The organism is Synechococcus sp. W70.1, from assembly GCF_047461515.1.
Lineage (GTDB): Bacteria > Cyanobacteriota > Cyanobacteriia > Thermostichales > Thermostichaceae > Thermostichus.
This window is the reverse complement of sequence record NZ_JANSHH010000013.1, coordinates 186,114-201,985: the sequence shown is the minus strand read 5'-3', so window position 1 is coordinate 201,985 and position 15,872 is coordinate 186,114. Positions and strand designations below refer to the sequence as shown.

Here is a 15,872-nt window from a genome sequence, read left to right as displayed (position 1 = left end):
CTACTTTGACAAGACCAGCACCTCGGTGACGGGACCCCGCTTGCGGCCGTGGCAGTTGATGGCGCGGCTGGCTACGATGGTGTGGATAGGATAGCCCCTGTACAGCTCTCGCACAAAAGTGCAGTCTGAGTTGGACAGCAGCACGTGCACGCCTCGGTTGGCCAGGATCCCAAAGACTTCTCGCAAGCGGATCTGCTCTGCTTGGCCAAAGGCGTACTGACTGTAGGCGGTAAAGCTGCTGGTTTCTGAAACCGGGTAGTAGGGCGGATCCAAATAGACAAAATCGCCGGGCTGGGCCCGCTCCAACACCTGCTCAAACGACTGCACCAAGATCTTGGCCCGTTGCAGGACACGGCTAGCAGCCCGCAAGTTGTCGGCATCACAAATGCGCGGGTTGCGGTAGCGGCCCAGGGGTACGTTGAACTCGCCGCTGGCGTTTTCCCGGTAAAGCCCGTTGTAGCAAGTTTTGTTGAGGTAAATTAGCCGCGCCGCCCGCTGGACAGGGTCAACTGGCTTGGATGCCCGCAGGGCGTAGTAGTAGTCGCGGCTGTGGTGGGCCTGGTGGTAGGCTAGCAGTGCCACCACCTCCTCCACCCGATCCCTCACACAGCAGTAGGCGTTGACCAAGTCAGCGTTGATGTCGGATAGCACAAAACCCCGCTCGGGGTAAGCCTGGGCCAGGTGGAAAAACACCGCCCCGCCACCCAAAAAGGGCTCATGATAAGTGCCCCAGTCGCGGGGGAAGAAGGGCTCGTACTGGCTTAGCAGCCCCCATTTCCCTCCTGCCCACTTGAGGAAGGGGCGGGCTTTGAGGTGCTCCCTCCCCCTCTGCAAGGAGCTCCTTCCGGCTACGTCAAAGGCCAGCTGGCTGCAGCCCCCTAGTCTTGATTCTCTTCCAGCAGCTCTTCCAGCACCTCGATCCAATGCTCCAGTTCCTCCAACCCCTGCAACACCTCCTCCGGCTCGCTCAAGTCCACCTGGAGTAACTGGGCCGATTCTCCCCAAGTCAAGGATCCAGGCGGGCTAGCCAGCCAATTTAGGTAGCGGGGCAAAAAGGTACGCGGAGACAGATGATACTGGCGGTGGCAGGCCAGGGCAACTAGGCTGGCCAGGCTGACCTGAGGGGCGCTGAAGGGTCGCAGAAACAGCTCCGGCATCCCCACCCAGCAGAACTGGTCTTCCGGCAACAGCTCCACCGCATCGCCGCACAGCTCCTGGATCAGCTTTAGCCACTCTTCGCCGACCCAGGAGGTAGGGCTGGCCTTGGAGGAAGCTAGTGGAGCGGTGTTCTCCGAGCGATAGAGGAGCAGCTCCAGCCGGGCAATTAGGCTCTGGTAAAACACGGCCTGTAACTGCGCCTCCAGGTGGTGAATCAAGAGGGCCTGGGCCAAGGTAAAGACCTCCAGCCCGCTTGCACGATTTCGAAGAGGGGGTGGTGCCGGTGTACCCCGTGCCGCTCCAAGCAGGTAGTCTAGCAGCACCTGCTGTAAAAACGCGGTATGCACCCGAATTTCCCAGGAGGGCTGGACAGATCCCTGCAGCTCCTCCAGATCCAGCCAAACTCGAGGCTCCTCAGGCCGGAGCCGCCGGCTGAGGGCTTCAAGGGCTTGCAGCAGGGAGGCAAGGGGTTCACTTCCTGGCCATGGCCTCTCTGGATCGCCAGGGGGTGCCTCCCGTTTGGAGCTGACTTCCAGCAACCAGGGTTTGGCGTGGGCCGCGCACTCAGGGCAGAACTCTTGCAGGGCTGCCCAGACTAGGGAGGTGGCCTCGGCAGCAGCAAGAGGTGGGACGGGCTCCCCCCAGGGTGCGTAGAGGTCGCAGAGGCGAATGGAGCGGCTCATGGCGCGGCTTTTCAGGCGGTAGTAGCGCTGGAACAGGTCGAAGCGATCGTGGATCCCGTCCAGCAGATGTTCCCAAAAGGGCTGGCTGAGGCCGTGGCGAGCCAGGTAAAGGTCGGCAGCAGAATCGTAGCCCCGCCACTGGGCCTCCCAGAGGTGGTCGCGAACTAGGATGCTGAGAATAAACCCTCCCAGCTCCGCATGGGCTTCCAGATGGTGGCACAAGCGCTGGTAGGCCGCCCAGCGAACCTCGGCACTGGGATGGGTTTGCAGGTTCTGGAGGTGGGCGAGGGTGTTAGCTGACTGCTGTTGGGGAGGCAACAGGCCCTGGTCGCCGAGGGAGCTGAGGGTGACTTGCCACAACTGCCGCCAGGCCAAGCGTCCAGCCAGGCGCTGCTGGTGCAGTAAGCGCTCTAGAGGCTCCGCCTGTCGGTGACCCCGCTGGTGGAGGAGGCCACACAGAAACTGACGAAAGGGGCGTAGCCGCGGCTCGACATGGGCAGCAGCTAAAAGATCCAAGCGCCCATCCTCTGGCGGCAACTCGGCGGCAGAGTCGTCGGGGGAACCAGCCAACAGCGACTGCAGCTCTAGAGAGAAAAACAGCAAGTGGCTTTGCAGGGAGATAGCCCGCTCCAGATCCCGCCAGCTTGGGATCTGAACAGAGGTAGCCGGGATCCCTTCCCTGCCCTCCGCAAGCTGAGCCGCCAGAGCTTGCGTTAGCTGCGACAAGACTTGCAGCGCCTTCCCCAGCTCTGGTGGGCTGAGCTGGGCCACCTGCCCCCGGTAGCAGCGGGCAAACTCCTGCACCTGCTCCTCCAGGTCCTTCCAGGCTGGGGCGCCTTCTTGCCCAGAGCTGGAGAAACGCTCAAAAGGGGGTTCAGCAGCAGAAGAGACCACTGGCATCAGCCTCCTAGAGATGGGGGCAACCCCTCCGTGGCTTGGCGGCTGAGCAGACCCAGTAGCCTCTGATCCCAGTCAACTCTAGAGTCACCGCTTCCCAGGAATAAGCCTGCACAAGCCAATGTACTTCCTCCAGGATAGGTGTCGGGAGACAATCATTCGGTGGAAAAGCTTTCCGGAGGAGGCGACGCCTTTGTTTGCTCAGGTCACTGCTGCTGCTCTCCTGGGACTCAAGGCCGTGCGGGTCACGGTGGAGGTGGATGTGGGCGGTGGCTTGCCCCAGATTATCCTAGTGGGGCTGCCAGACACAGCCGTTCAGGAGGCCAAAGAGCGGGTGCGGGCGGCCATCAAGAACTCCGGCTTTGCCCTGCCGCAGCGGCGGATCATCGTCAACTTGGCTCCCGCCGATCTGCGCAAAGAGGGCCCCAGCTTTGATCTTCCCATCGCCATCGGCATTCTGGCTGCTGCCGGGGTCATCGAGAAAGAAGCGCTGGCCAACACCCTGCTGGTGGGGGAATTGGCCCTGGATGGCACCTTGCGACCCGTGGCCGGAATCCTGCCCATTGCCGCCGGTGCCGCTGAGATGGGGATCCGCCGCCTGGTGGTGCCCCAGGAGAATGGCCCAGAGGGGGCTTTGGTGCAAGGGATCCAGGTGTACGGGCTGCCCTCCTTAGCGGCGGTGGTGAGCTGGCTGCAAAACCCCCAGGGGGTTGAGCCGCTGCGGATCCAGCCGGAGCAGCTGCTAGCAACTGAACCAGAACCCCTGTTGGATTTGGCCGATGTGAAGGGGCAAGAACAGGCCCGACGGGCCTTGGAGATTGCGGCAGCCGGCGGGCACAACCTGCTGCTGGTGGGCAGCCCAGGAGCGGGCAAGACCATGCTGGCGCGTCGTCTGCCCGGCATTTTGCCTCGGCTGCAGTGGGAGGAAATGTTGGAGATCACCCGCATCTACTCAGCAGCCGGCCTGCTGCGGCAAAACCTGCACTTGGGAGGCCAAACCCCCCTGATCGCCCAGCGGCCCTTCCGTGCTCCCCACCATTCGGCCTCGGCAGTGGCGCTGGTGGGCGGTGGCCCCTACCCCAAGCCTGGCGAGATTTCCCTGGCTCACCACGGTGTCTTGTACTTGGACGAACTGACGGAATTCCGCCGCGAGGTTTTGGAGGTGCTGCGCCAGCCCCTGGAAGACGGCAAGGTTACCATCTCCCGCGCCCGCCTTTCCCTGGAGTTTCCCGCCCAAACCACCCTGGTGGCCTCCACCAACCCCTGTCCCTGCGGCTTCTACGGGGATCCTGTTCAGCCTTGCACCTGCACGCCGCAACAGCGGGAGCGCTACTGGTCGAAGCTCTCCGGCCCCCTGCTAGATCGCATTGATTTGCAGGTGTGGGTCAACCGCCTCAAGCCGGAAGAAATTGTCCGCCTTCAGGGCGGCGAGTCGTCCCAAGCGGTGCGGCAGCGGGTGGAACAGGCGCGGCAGCGCCAACGGCAGCGCTTCCAGGACGAGCCCGGGATCCACTGCAACGCCCAGATGCAGCCCCGCCACCTGCGGCAGTGGTGTGCTCTCTCGGATCCCTGTCGCAAGCTCCTCGAGAGCGCCATCCAAAAGCTGGGCCTCTCTGCCCGGGGGAGCGACCGCATCCTCAAGGTGGCCCGCACCATCGCCGATCTAGAGGGTGCCGAGGCCATTGCCCCCACCCACATCGCCGAAGCCATTCAGTATCGCAGCCTGGACCGCGGCCGGCCTGCTTTAAGCTAAGGGGAGGGAGAAATTTGCCCCTTGTGCACTTGCAGGATTTGCGCTCCCTTGAGCCAAGCGGCGTCGAAGGAGCCCAGGTGGGTGGTGGTTACCAAAGTTTGCACCCGCTCTTGAATAGCCTCCAAGAGCTGGTTTTGGCGGTGCAGGTCCAGCTCTGCCAGCACGTCGTCCAACAGCAGCAAGGGCGGATCCCCCTTCACCTGCTCGATCAGCTCCAGCTCCGCCAGTTTGAGGGCCAAGACCAAGGTGCGCTGTTGCCCCTGGGATCCGTAGGCGCGGGCAAGCTGTCCGTCGAGGCTTAGCTCCACCTCGTCTCGGTGAGGGCCGACTAGAGAGGTGCCCAGGGCCCGTTCGGCAGCGGCCTTGGCACGGATCTCCGCCAACAACTGGGCTTGAACCCCTTCGGGATTGGCCTGGGGATCCAGCAAAGGCACCTGCGGACGGTAGGCGAGGCTGAGAGTCTCCCGACCACCGCTGATGACTTGGTGCCAGTGGGCGGCTAGCGGCTCCAGACGCTGCAACAGCCGGGCGCGGCGGCGCATGATGCGACTGCCACTGGTGGCTAGCTGAGCGTCCCAGAAGGCCATCTGCAAGTCCCTGTCGCTGGCAGCAGCGGGATCCTGTTTTAGGAGGGCATTGCGCTGCTTGAGGATCTGGCGATACTGCTCCACCAGGCCAAGGTAGGCCGGCTCCAGCTGCAGCAACACCCCATCCAACCAGTTGCGCCGCGCCTCTGGCCCCCCTCGCACCAGCTCCAGATCCAGGCTGGAGAAGACCACCGCATTCACTTGCCCTAAGAACTCAGATTGTCGCCGTAGCGCCTGGCCGTTAACCTTCAGGGAGCGTCCCCCTTGGCTGCGTAGCTCCATCACCAGCTCGTGGGCTACCCCCAGCCGCTCCACGGTGGCGGCAATCCGCGCCTTCTCTTCCCCCTGCTGCACCATCTCCCGATCGCGACCGGCCCGCCGCGAGCGCAAGGTGGCCAAGAGCTCCACTGCCTCCAAGAGGTTCGTCTTGCCCTGGGCGTTTTCCCCCACCAGGATGGTCTTGGGTGCCTCGAAGGGGATCCCTTGATCCCGGTAGTTGCGAAAGTGCCACAGATGGAGAAAACATAGGTACACTTGGTGCGCCTTTGGCTTGGGGGAACGGCCCTCGCCAAGGAGGGCTTCCACTTTAACGCAATTAGCCTAGGACCAGGAGCACCCGGCTTCAGCAAAGGAGGGGCTGACCGAGAAAGCTGGGCTGCTGGACGCAACAGCTACCAAGTCCAGTCACTAGAGCTGCGTCAGCTAGTGAACCAGGGGTTGGGGCGGGTGCAGCTTGTTGCGGCAGGCGTAGGGCTGTCAAGTTTAGGCGGGAAATCCCTGTTGGCGCAGGGCTTCAAAGAGGGCAATGGCGACTGCATTGCTGAGGTTAAGGCTGCGCACCGGCCCGCTCAAGGGGATGTGCACGCTGGGATAGGTTTCCAAGAACATGGGATCCAAGCCCCGGCTTTCGCTGCCAAACACCAGCCAGTCTCCGGGTTGATAGGCCACCTCGGTGTAAAGGGCCTTGCCGCGCACGCTAAAGCACCAAAATCTTGCCTCGGGGTGGGCTTGCACCAGGGCCTCCCAAGAGGGGTAGCGATGCAGTTGGACGTGCTCCCAGTAGTCTAGCCCCGCCCGCCTGAGGTAGCGATCCGAGAGGCGAAACCCCAAGGGATCCACAAGGTGGAGGGGCGTGCGGGTAGCGGCACAGGTGCGGGCGATGTTGCCGGTGTTGGCCGGGATCTCCGGAGCCACCAAGACGACGTGGAAAGGCATAGGCTCAGCTCACTTGCTGCCAAAGCCGCGGCTGTTGCCCCCCTTTTTGCCCCCCCCTTTGTCTGGCTTGCGGCTGGACTGCGAACGCCCTCGCCATTGGGGGCCACCTGCCGGCAGCGGGCCCCGTCCGCCCAGCATGCCCGGAAAGCCGCCCATGCTCATGGAGCGCATCATGTCGCGCATGCGCTGGAAATCGCTCACCAGGCGGCTGACATCCTCCAGCTTGTGGCCAGAGCCCAGGGCTACCCGCCGCTTACGGCTGACGCTGCGGGCCAGCAGATCCGGGTTGCGCCGCTCCTCTGGCGTCATGGAGTTGATCATGGCCTCCGCCCGGGCTAGTTGCTCTTGGCCTTTTTGCAGCTGCTCGTCGCTAATTTTGCTCATTCCCGGCACTAGCCGCAGCAAGCTGGCTAGAGACCCCATGCGCTTGATGAGGCGCATTTGTTTAAGAAAATCGTTGAAATCGAACTGGGCGGTCATCATCTTTTCCGCCATGGCGGCGGCATCTCCCAGGTCGATTTCCTCCTGGGCTTTTTCCACCAAGCTGAGAATATCCCCCATGCCCAGGATGCGCGAGGCCATGCGATCCGGGTAAAAGGGATCCAAGGCCTCCACCTTTTCGCCAACCCCGATAAACTTAATGGGCTGGCCGGAAACCTGGCGAATGGAAAGAGCTGCCCCGCCGCGGGTATCGCCGTCCAGCTTGGTGAGGATGGCGCCGGTAAGGCCCAGCCGCTCGTGGAAGGCCTGGGTGAGGTTGGCCGCCTCCTGCCCCATCATGGCGTCCACCACCAGCAGGATCTCGTGGGGCTGCACCGCGGCCTTGATCTGCTCCAGCTCTGCCATCATCTCCAGGTCGATCTGGAGGCGACCGGCGGTATCCAAAATAACGTAGTCGTAGCCCTGTCCCCGCGCAGCTGCCACCCCCTGGCGGGCAATCTCGACCGGATCCGTCTTGCCCAGCTCGAAGACAGGGATCTGGATCTGCTGGCCCAGGCTCTTGAGCTGGTCGATGGCCGCTGGACGGTAAATGTCGCCTGCCACCAGCAGTGGCTTTTTGCCTTGCTTGCGCAAATACAAAGCCAGCTTGGCGCAAGTAGTGGTTTTGCCAGATCCCTGCAAGCCAACCATGAGCACAATGGTGGGGGGGTGCTCCGCCTGGGCAATGGGCACGTTAGCCTCCCCCATTACCTTCACCAGCTCGTCGTAGACAATCTTGATAAACTGCTGATCCGGCGTTACCCCCGGGATCACCTCAGCGCCCAGGGCTGCCTGCCGCACCTCCTCGATGAACTGCTTGACCACCTGTAGGTTGACATCGGCCTCCAGTAGGGCGCGCCGCACTTCCCGCAGGGCTTCTTGGATGTTGGTTTCGGTGATCCTGTCCTGGCCGCGCAGCTTTCTCCAGGCCAGTTCCAACTTTTCGGCAAGGACATCAAACATGGGTGCTGTTAGTCAAGGGCTGCTAGGGCATTTCCTACCATAGTCCAGTTGGAGCCGCTCCAGCTTGGGATCCCGGCCCCAGCGGCTACCTGGACCAAGGAAGGCTAGCGACTTTACGAAAGTTTAAGCAACAATAGAAGGCGTCGCTTGCAGACTGGCCATGGTCAGCGTTGCTTCTTGCTCCTACAGCATCTCCGACTGGCAGTTGGGCTATCGCTCTTTGCGCCAGGAGTACGACTACTGGGTAACGGAGATCGAGGGGCGGATCCCTGAACGACTGCAGGGAACCCTCTTTCGCAACGGGCCTGGCAAGCTGGAAGCGGGATCCCAGCGCTATGGCCATCCCTTCGACGGCGACGGCATGGTCTGCGCCATCACCTTTGTGGGAGGGCGGGTGCATTTCCGCAACCGGTTTGTGCGCACACCGGAGTTTGAGGCAGAGGAAAAAGCTGGCCGAGTCCTCTACCGCGGCGTGTTCGGCACCCAGAAGCCAGGAGGCTGGTGGGCCAATTTTCTCGATTTGCGCTTTAAAAATCCGGCCAATACTAACGTCATCTACCACGGCGGCAAGCTCCTAGCCCTTTGGGAAGCCAGCGCTCCCTACCGCCTAAACCCAGCCACTTTGGCCACCGAGGGGGTCGAGACCTTTGGCGGTGCCCTTGCTCCTAATCAGCCATTTACAGCCCATCCCCGCCGCCATCCAGAAACCGGAGATCTCCTGGCCTTTGGGGTGCGGACGGGCCCCCCTTCTACGCTTCTATTCTACCGCATTGACCCCCAAGGGCGGCTGGTGGAAAAGTGGGACTACCGCCTGCCAGATTTTGCCTTTTTGCACGACTTTGTCTGGACGCCCCGCCACTGGATCTTCTTCCAAAATCCTGTGGCCTTCAACCCCTGGCCCTACATGCTGGGCCTGCAGCCAGCCGGCACTTGCCTGACCCTTAAAAAAGGGGAGCCTACCCGTATCTGGCTATTTCCTCCCAAGGAAAAGCCGCTGCAGCTGGAAACGGAGCCGGGGTTTGTCTTTCACTTTGTCAACGGCTACGAGGTGGGGGAAAAGATCTTGGTCGATGCCGTCGTCTACGAGACCTACCCCGCCCTGGAGCCCGGAGCCGACTACCTGCAGATTGACTTTGCCCAGGTGCCAGCGGGCAAGCTATGGCGGTTTGAGCTGGATCCCAAGGCAGGCAAAGTCAAGCGGGAGCTGCTTCTGGATCGTTCGGTGGAGTTCCCGGCTATCCACCCGGCTTGCGTTGGCCGACCCCACCGCTACCTCTATGTTGGCGCTACCCATGCTCCCGGCCCCAACGCACCCCTGCAGGCCATCCTCAAGCTAGACACCGCAACAGGCCGCAGCGAGCAGTACAGCTTTGCCCCCCGCGGCTTCGTGGGAGAGCCGGTATTCATCCCCGATCCTGAAGACGCTGCGGAGGAAGCCGGATGGGTGGTAACAGTGGTCTTTGATGCAGCCAGTCAGCGCTCGCAGGTGGCGATCCTAGAAGCCGCTAACCTGGCAGCCGGTCCAGTGGCGCGGATCCCCTTGCGGCATCACCTTCCCTATGGCCTTCACGGCAGCTTTACCCCCTGCCTCTGGGCTGAGCCGGATTAGAGCCCTGTCCGCCCCAGCAGGTGTGAGGCTATAATGGTCGGCGGAGGTGTGGGGCTAGGGGCCAAACTTCTCCTCGGGGGGGGGGTGTCAGAATGTCCTCTGGTCTGGAACCTTCCCTCCATGGGCTAAGCCCAGTCGCAGAGCTAAAGAGCTCCTCTGGACTATAGAAGCAACGGTTGGCGTTAGCAATCTGCCGGTCTCAGAGGGGGGAGTAGCCTCTACCTTCTTCAACTTAGGTGATGCCGCCACGTCGGGAGAAAAAGCAACGGTGGCAAGACAGCGACCCTGCCTAGAGCCCATCCCTCCCCCAGGGGAAGTGATGCAGTATCGGGCCATTGGCCTCATTGAGGGTCAGTATATTCCTTCCCCAGATCGCTTTACGCGGGGGGTTTTGCGCACCTCAGATGGTCTGGATATCCATGCTGTCCTCCTGGGCCGGGTGATGAGCCTAGTGCGCAAGTACCTAAGGCCGGAGCGCAACTACCTGTGGGTGGTCTATCCCCGCACCCGCGACAAAGGCCAAAATCTCCACGTCCAGCTGATGGGAGTCTGGGCCCCAGAGGAGATGGGCCAAACCCTGCCCGAGGGATCCTGCCCAAGGGTGGTGCCGGACTGGTTTTCCATTCGCGGCGAGGTCGTTTTTCAATCCCAGGAGAGAGGGTTCATCATCGTCAAAATTCGCCGCTCCCATCCCCAGTTGCCCTCCCCTACTCATCCCCTGCCAGCCGCTAGCTCCAGCGACCAGCAAGTAGCTAGTCCGGGGAGCCAGCAGCAAGCAGGATCGGCTTTGCCGGCAGCGCCCCAGGCTTTTAAGTTGCGCCTCCTTGGATCCCTGCCAGGCAAAGGAGTAGGTATCTTCTGGGATCTGCAGGCGCGCCGCTGCGGCTCCCAGCTCTACATAGAGTCGGCAACTCCTATTGGCCCTGTGCCCAGAGAGCGGCCACAGCCCCAGGCAAAACGTTCAACTTCCCCTTCCAAACCCAAGAAGAAACCTCCCAGCGCCCCAAGGCGCGCGCAACAACCGCTCCCCAGTCAACCTGGCCTGCCGCTGGATCCCGCCAAGGCAGCCAAACCTCCCAAGCCCACTAAGAAGAAACGTCCATAGTTTCTACCTTCGCCATGACAGAGTCAAACCCTCCTCCCAGAAAAGATGAATTCATCTCCCCCCGCTACCCCTACTGGGGCGAGGTCAAGCCGCAGAACTTGGTTTTTGATGCCAATTTACAAGAATTCAGCCATAAGGTGTCCCTAATTTGTAGCTTAGAGACAGGGGGCAAGATTACCCCAGAAGAAGCCTACCGCCAAATTAAAAAGCTGTGGAAACAACTCAAACAAACCAAAAAAGCTATCCTGGACGAGCCTAAGTGGAACGAGCCTCCTCCCAAGTTGCCAGAAGAAGAGTGAGTTAGGGCTTTCCTCTAGCCCTCCTTCGGGACAGTGCTGCGGAGCAGCTTTGTGGCACCCTGGGCAACCTCGCCAACGAAACAAGCTAGCAACTTAGCACGTCCGTTTCTTCTAGTAGGTTTAAAATCGGGTCTCAAACTCGATGGAAAGGGTGTTGTTGCCCTGGAAGTCGGTGCTGGCGCGGGTGAGGGTTTGGTCGCTGAGGCGGTAGCGGGCGCTGTAGCGGGTGGGCTGCAAGGGATCCGTCAGGTTGCGTTGCACGGAGACGGAAGTGGTCGGCCCCAGATCGCGGGCTACTTCCAGGACCAGGCCCACCGAGGAGCGTCTGGGAGCACGGGTGTCAACTGGGGGAACGGGGCTGAGGCGAACCTCATCCAGGCCAAGGGTGTCCCCCAGCGTTTCCACCACATCGTTGAGTAGGGCCGTTCCCGCCAGCCCGGCCACCCCTGCTTCTGGGTTGAGTCGGGCCAAAGCTGTTCCTCCTAGCAGGGCGACGATCTCTTCTGGGGATCTGCTGGGACTGCTAGAAAGCGTCAAAACCCCGTTGCGGGGATCTGCAGCCGCAAGCTGGCTGGCCCGCCCGTTGACGGTGGCCCAGATCTCGATGCTCTGCTGGGATCCCGGCAGGTTGCGGTTGGTGTCGAAGGGAGACAGCTCCTGGGGAAAGCGGTAGACCTCGAAGGCTTGGGTCACCAGACGCAGGTTGAGGAAAGGATCGAAGGGGTTGTCCAGGTCAAAGGTGGCGGTGTTGGGGCGGGAGCGATCCAGGCGAAAGTTGGCAATGGGCAGGCTGACGCGGCCTCGCTCCAGGGCGATAGTGCCCGCCGGGCGGAGATCTGAGGGGGTGCCGAACAGGCGCAAGCTGCCGGTGGCGTTGAATTCAAACAGGTTGGGGCGCTGCACGCGGATCCCGGGCCCTAAGACCAGCTCCAGCCCGTTCAGCCGCGGCTGCCAGAAGGGATCTGCCTGAGTCGAGTCGGCGGGAGCTGCCGCTTGGCGGGGGCTGACCTCGATAATCCCATTGGAGGCCTCTAGACGACCCTCGAGCAAAGGACGCAAGAGCAAGCCTTCCACCAATACGCTGCCTTCCAAGCGGCCGGTGTAGAGATTGGGCAGGTTGAGCTGGATCCCTTGCAGCTGCAGCGTTAGGGGTGGCGAGGTTTCGTCCATCTGCAGGGCGCCGCGAGAGTTGACAGGCAAAACCCCTCGAGCCACCAGGGATCCACCCCCCACCTGTCCCTGTAGCTCCCGCACCTCCAATTGGTTGAGGTTAAAGACAATTTGGCCAGTTAGGTTGGTGATAGGCTCCGGCAGGGCAGCCAGCTTGAGGATCCCGGAGCTGAGGTTGAGGTTTCCCTGCAGGCTAGGCTCTTGCAAGGTGCCGCGGATGGCCAGCTCTAGTTGGCTTTGGCCACCTTCCCAGCGCACCTGGTCGGTGAAGAGGTTGATTAGGCGCAGGCCGTCCTTCTTGGCTTGCAGGGTAAGGTCAATCTGATCCGAGGCAGCCCGCACTTGGGCAAAGGGCAGGGTGTAGGGCACCAGGCCGGAAAGGCGGATTGGCTCGTCGCTGTTGGCTAGGAGAGCACCCTCCAGACGCAGTTGACCCTGGTTGTAGTCAAATTGCCCCTTCACCTCCCGCAGCGGCACCTGGTGGATCCGGGCGTTCACCACCGTCAGGGAGCCGCGGGCCCGGGGATCCCGCAGGTTGCCCGCTAGTTCCACATCCAAGTTGAGATCCCCTTGGAGTTCCAGCCCCTCGGGCAAGAAGCGATCCAGCAAAGCCAGAGGAAACCCCTGAATTTGCAGGGATCCCGACTGCTCCTCCAGACCCAACTTGCCGGTGAAAAGGGCTTGGCGTTCCCCACTGCGCAACAGCAGCGGCTGTAGCACCACCGCCCCCTCGACTAGGCTGCCGGCAGCGGTGAGGCTTTCGACCCCAAACTCCTCTGCTTGCCAATTCCAGCCCTCCAGGTGAAAACTGACGCTGGGCTGGTCGAGACTGCCAACCAAGCTGAGGCTGGCCTGGAATTCTCCTTGCAAGCTGGTGGGTGGCGGGATGCGGGGATCCATGCGGCTGGCCAAGGCCTCCAGGTGGGCGGCCAGGACCTGGGCGTAGTGCTCCAATTGCTGCAGCAGGGGAGAACCGGGCAGGCCAACCGGCTCTGTCTCTAGCACGGTGGCGGGGCCTAGCGGGGGCAATTGCAGGCCGCGGGTGGTGAGGTCTTGCCACTGCCGCCACTTAAAGGCAGAGACAATGTCTTCCAGGCGACCCTGGCGGGTGCGGATCTGCAGGTCAATTTGCGGAACGGGAAGCGCCGAGGCGGGCTTCAAAGCAGCCTGGAAGGAGGCCGCCGGCAGCTCCAGGGTGCCGCTGGCGGTGTAGGTGCTCTTGAACAACTCCAGTTGGGCTTGGGCAATGGTCAGGCAAGAGGGGCTGGAGCTGTCTCCAGGACGGTAAGCGAAATCCACGGAGAGGCCCTGGGCTTCGATCCCCCCTAGCCGCAGATCTGCCACCGCTGCCCGTCCCTGGGTAGCGCCGCTTGCCAGGTCAACGGTCACCTCCCCATCGAGGCTCCCCTGCAGACTGGCCCACGGCCCAGCAGCCACTCCCCCCAGCAGAGCCAGCGGCAAGCGGTTCGCCGCCACCTGAAGCTTACCTTGGTGGCGTTGGCCGCGCAGTTCCCCCTCGCCCAGCTGCAGCTCGAACTGCAAGGGCCGAAACTGGGGATCCAACTGCAGCGCCAGTCGCTCCCGCGTCCCCTTCAGCTCCACTGTCATCCCCTGGCTAGACCCCTGAAAGGGCCCGGCCAAGTCAGCAAAGGCCACCTCTCCCACCCGCAAGCCGCGCACCTTGGCCTCGCCGGCCACCTGCAGGTTGTCCAGAGATCCGCGGAGCCGCCCCGATCCCTGCAGCACTCCTGCCACCCTCGGCGGCAAGCCGGGCACTTTGGCTAGGGGGATCCCGTCAGCGGCAAAGTTGAGATCTAGAGACCCCACCTGCAAGGTCTGCGGATCCGCGAGGATGCGCCCCTCTACTCTGCCCAAGCGGGTGGTGTCGGCCAAGACTTCTGCTGCTCGGATTGCCAAGCCCCTGCCATCCCAGGCCACCTGGCCTCTAATGGAGTCAACTAGCCCATTTTCCTCCCCAAGCCGCGACAGGGTCAGGGATCCCTGCGCCCGCAGCGCCGCCAGGAGACCCACCTCCGCCGCCTCCCCTGTATCCACCTGCGCCGTCAGCTCCCCAGAAACGGATCCGGGCCAGTGTGGGTTGAAAAATGCCAGCGGCACAGCCTGAGGAACCACCTGCGCCTGGAGCTGTCCTGCCTCCCACCGCCCCGCCGCCTGGATCCGGCCCTCCCCTACGGCCAACACTGCCTGGGGCACCTCCACCACCCAGCCGTCCCTGCCAGGCAGGATCTGCAGCCGTCCTCTTCCAGCGAGCTCCTCCCCCTGGATTTCCCAAGTGGCCTCCACCTGGGGCTGGGATCCTGCCAGCACCACCTGGGCCTGAGCAGTTACCCGCCCCGCCCAAGGCAGCTTGCCCCTCTGTGGCAGGTTGACGCCGTAGAGGGACAGCACCTGCCCCGCGTCGGCCGCGGTAACCTGCAGATCCAACTGGCCTGCCAAGCCGCTAGCCCACTGCAGTTGGCCGGATCCCTCGAGGCGTCCGCCTGCAGCTTGCAAGTCAATGGCCTCAAAGGCCAAGGTCTGGTCGGCTAAGCGGAAGCCAAAAGCATATTGCGGCACCGGCAGGCGATCCACCCGACCTGGCGAGATCCCTTGCAACTGCCCTTGGATCTGCGGCCCCTCCAGGGGGCCGGTGACCGCTAGGGATCCCGCCACCACCCCTTCTGCCGCCACTGGCAGCTTGAAGTTGAAAGTCTCCTGGATTTGCTGCAGGCTGGCCGGGGCGATGGCGGCTTGCAGATCCAACCCCTTGTCGCTGAAGGCGATGGAGCCGTTGAGATCTTCAAAAGCAAGCTGGCCAAAGCGGCCGCTTATCCCCTCCAGTTCCAGCTCCTCCAGGGTAAAGCGAACAGAGCCCCTCACCTCCTCAAAAGGACGAGGCAACCTCTCCAGCCTCAGTCGCGCCTGCTGAACTTGGGCTTGCCCCGCCAACTCCAAAGGGCGTTTGTGCAAGCGGGACGGCATCCCTTCTCCTCCCCAAAGGACTTGCAGAGCTAGACTAGCTTCCCCCTCCACCTCCGCCCAAGGCGCTGCCGGCAAGATGCTGGGCAGCAGATCCAAAGGCAGGCGAGCAGCAGCAACCGTCACCGAACCAGAAACCTGGGCAAAATCCGCCACCCCCCGCAACTGCAGAGGGTACCTCCCTCTACCTGCCAGCGGGCGCAGGACCGCCGAAAGCTGGAAACTGGCTCGTCCTCCGGCTTTCTCCCCCGGCAGGGCACTCAGCCTCACCTGCACCTGGCCCTGCAGCCCCTCGAACTGCCGTCGCTCCCCTACTAAGGGGATGGCCGTCAGGGATCCCCCCCGCAAACGGATGTTCAACCCCTGCAAGGGCAGGGATCCCTCCCCTTGAGGCAGTTGAAACTGCACGTCTGCCCAGCCGCGATCCAGCGTTTCCATGAGCAGCAACTGGGGCTGGTTCAGGGTAACATTGAGCACCCACTCGCCGGTTTGTAGCCACGTCCAGAAGTCGGGGCTGAGGTCAATAGAGCCAATGCTGGCCAAGTGTTCAATGAAGCTTTCTCCCAGCCGCACTCCCCAGGGAGCCACAAGCCTCACCTCTCCCAATTCCACCCGCCGGCGCATCGCCTGCGAGAGGGCAGCTTCCACCTGGGGCAGCACTTGGTTCTGAAAGTAGATGCCAGTTCCCCAGGCAGCGCCAAAGGCGGCAGCCGTCAAGCCCAAACCCAGGCTCGCCCCTATCCTTGCCCAAGTCTTGTAGGAGAGGGGAAAGGGTTGCTGCGGCACTTCACCCTCTTTGTTGCGTCGCTCTTCGCCCAACACCTACCCTCAGGATCCAAAGCACCCCCCTTGAGAAGCCCTCCTTGGGGATAGCCAAAGCTGCCCCCATCCTACCCAAGGACTCCTGGCTTGCCATGAGGGGCCAGAGAGAAGAAATCCCTACTCCCAGCCGCAATCCCCTGCCCATGGACATT

10 protein-coding genes are annotated in these 15,872 nt (G+C 62.5%); 4 read left to right on the top strand and 6 right to left on the bottom strand.

What is annotated here, in order from left to right; all coding sequences use genetic code 11:
* Together NW808_RS03035 and NW808_RS03030 are read right to left on the bottom strand one after the other, a co-directional pair.
* Complete coding sequence (locus NW808_RS03035; RefSeq protein WP_414420239.1) at positions 1 to 834, bottom strand: DNA adenine methylase; 834 nt, start codon at positions 832 to 834, stop codon at positions 1 to 3.
* A gap of 44 nt (positions 835 to 878) precedes the next feature.
* A complete protein-coding gene (locus tag NW808_RS03030; protein WP_414420238.1) occupies positions 879 to 2,741 on the bottom strand; it encodes a peptidase M3 in 1,863 nt (620 codons plus the stop codon).
* A 190-nt stretch (positions 2,742 to 2,931) separates the two neighbouring features.
* On the opposite strand from NW808_RS03030, the gene NW808_RS03025 reads away from it, so the two are divergent.
* Complete coding sequence (locus NW808_RS03025; RefSeq protein WP_414420237.1) at positions 2,932 to 4,491, top strand: YifB family Mg chelatase-like AAA ATPase; 1,560 nt, start codon at positions 2,932 to 2,934, stop codon at positions 4,489 to 4,491.
* On the opposite strand, the gene recF is transcribed toward NW808_RS03025, so the two are convergent.
* The 3 genes from recF to ffh all read right to left on the bottom strand — a co-directional run bounded on the left by recF (position 4,488) and on the right by ffh (position 7,736).
* Entirely contained in the window at positions 4,488 to 5,612 is a 1,125-nt protein-coding gene (gene recF, locus NW808_RS03020; protein ID WP_414393779.1) for a DNA replication/repair protein RecF, read from the bottom strand. The two genes, NW808_RS03025 and recF, sit on opposite strands and share 4 nt — an antisense overlap.
* Positions 5,613 to 5,840: 228 nt before the next feature.
* Positions 5,841 to 6,293 carry a tRNA (cytidine(34)-2'-O)-methyltransferase gene (locus NW808_RS03015; protein ID WP_414420236.1) on the bottom strand — a complete coding sequence of 151 codons (453 nt, stop codon included), beginning with the start codon at positions 6,291 to 6,293 and terminating at the stop codon, positions 5,841 to 5,843.
* 9 nt (positions 6,294 to 6,302) lie between these two features.
* The gene (ffh, locus tag NW808_RS03010) at positions 6,303 to 7,736 is read right to left on the bottom strand and encodes a signal recognition particle protein (protein WP_414420235.1); all 1,434 of its coding nucleotides are present in this window, start codon (positions 7,734 to 7,736) and stop codon (positions 6,303 to 6,305) included.
* 160 nt (positions 7,737 to 7,896) lie between these two features.
* Between ffh and NW808_RS03005 the strand changes: the two genes are divergently transcribed.
* From NW808_RS03005 to NW808_RS02995, 3 genes are all read left to right on the top strand, one after another.
* Positions 7,897 to 9,345, top strand: coding sequence for a carotenoid oxygenase family protein (locus NW808_RS03005; protein ID WP_414420234.1), 1,449 nt, complete (start codon positions 7,897 to 7,899; stop codon positions 9,343 to 9,345).
* A 268-nt stretch (positions 9,346 to 9,613) separates the two neighbouring features.
* Positions 9,614 to 10,450: a hypothetical protein gene (locus NW808_RS03000; protein WP_414420233.1), complete on the top strand. Its 837-nt coding sequence runs from the start codon at positions 9,614 to 9,616 to the stop codon at positions 10,448 to 10,450.
* Between the two features lie 14 nt (positions 10,451 to 10,464).
* A complete protein-coding gene (locus tag NW808_RS02995; protein ID WP_414412205.1) occupies positions 10,465 to 10,749 on the top strand; it encodes a hypothetical protein in 285 nt (94 codons plus the stop codon).
* Between the two features lie 120 nt (positions 10,750 to 10,869).
* On the opposite strand, the gene NW808_RS02990 is transcribed toward NW808_RS02995, so the two are convergent.
* The gene (locus NW808_RS02990; protein ID WP_414420232.1) at positions 10,870 to 15,717 is read right to left on the bottom strand and encodes a translocation/assembly module TamB domain-containing protein; all 4,848 of its coding nucleotides are present in this window, start codon (positions 15,715 to 15,717) and stop codon (positions 10,870 to 10,872) included.
* Positions 15,718 to 15,872: the final 155 nt, after the last annotated feature.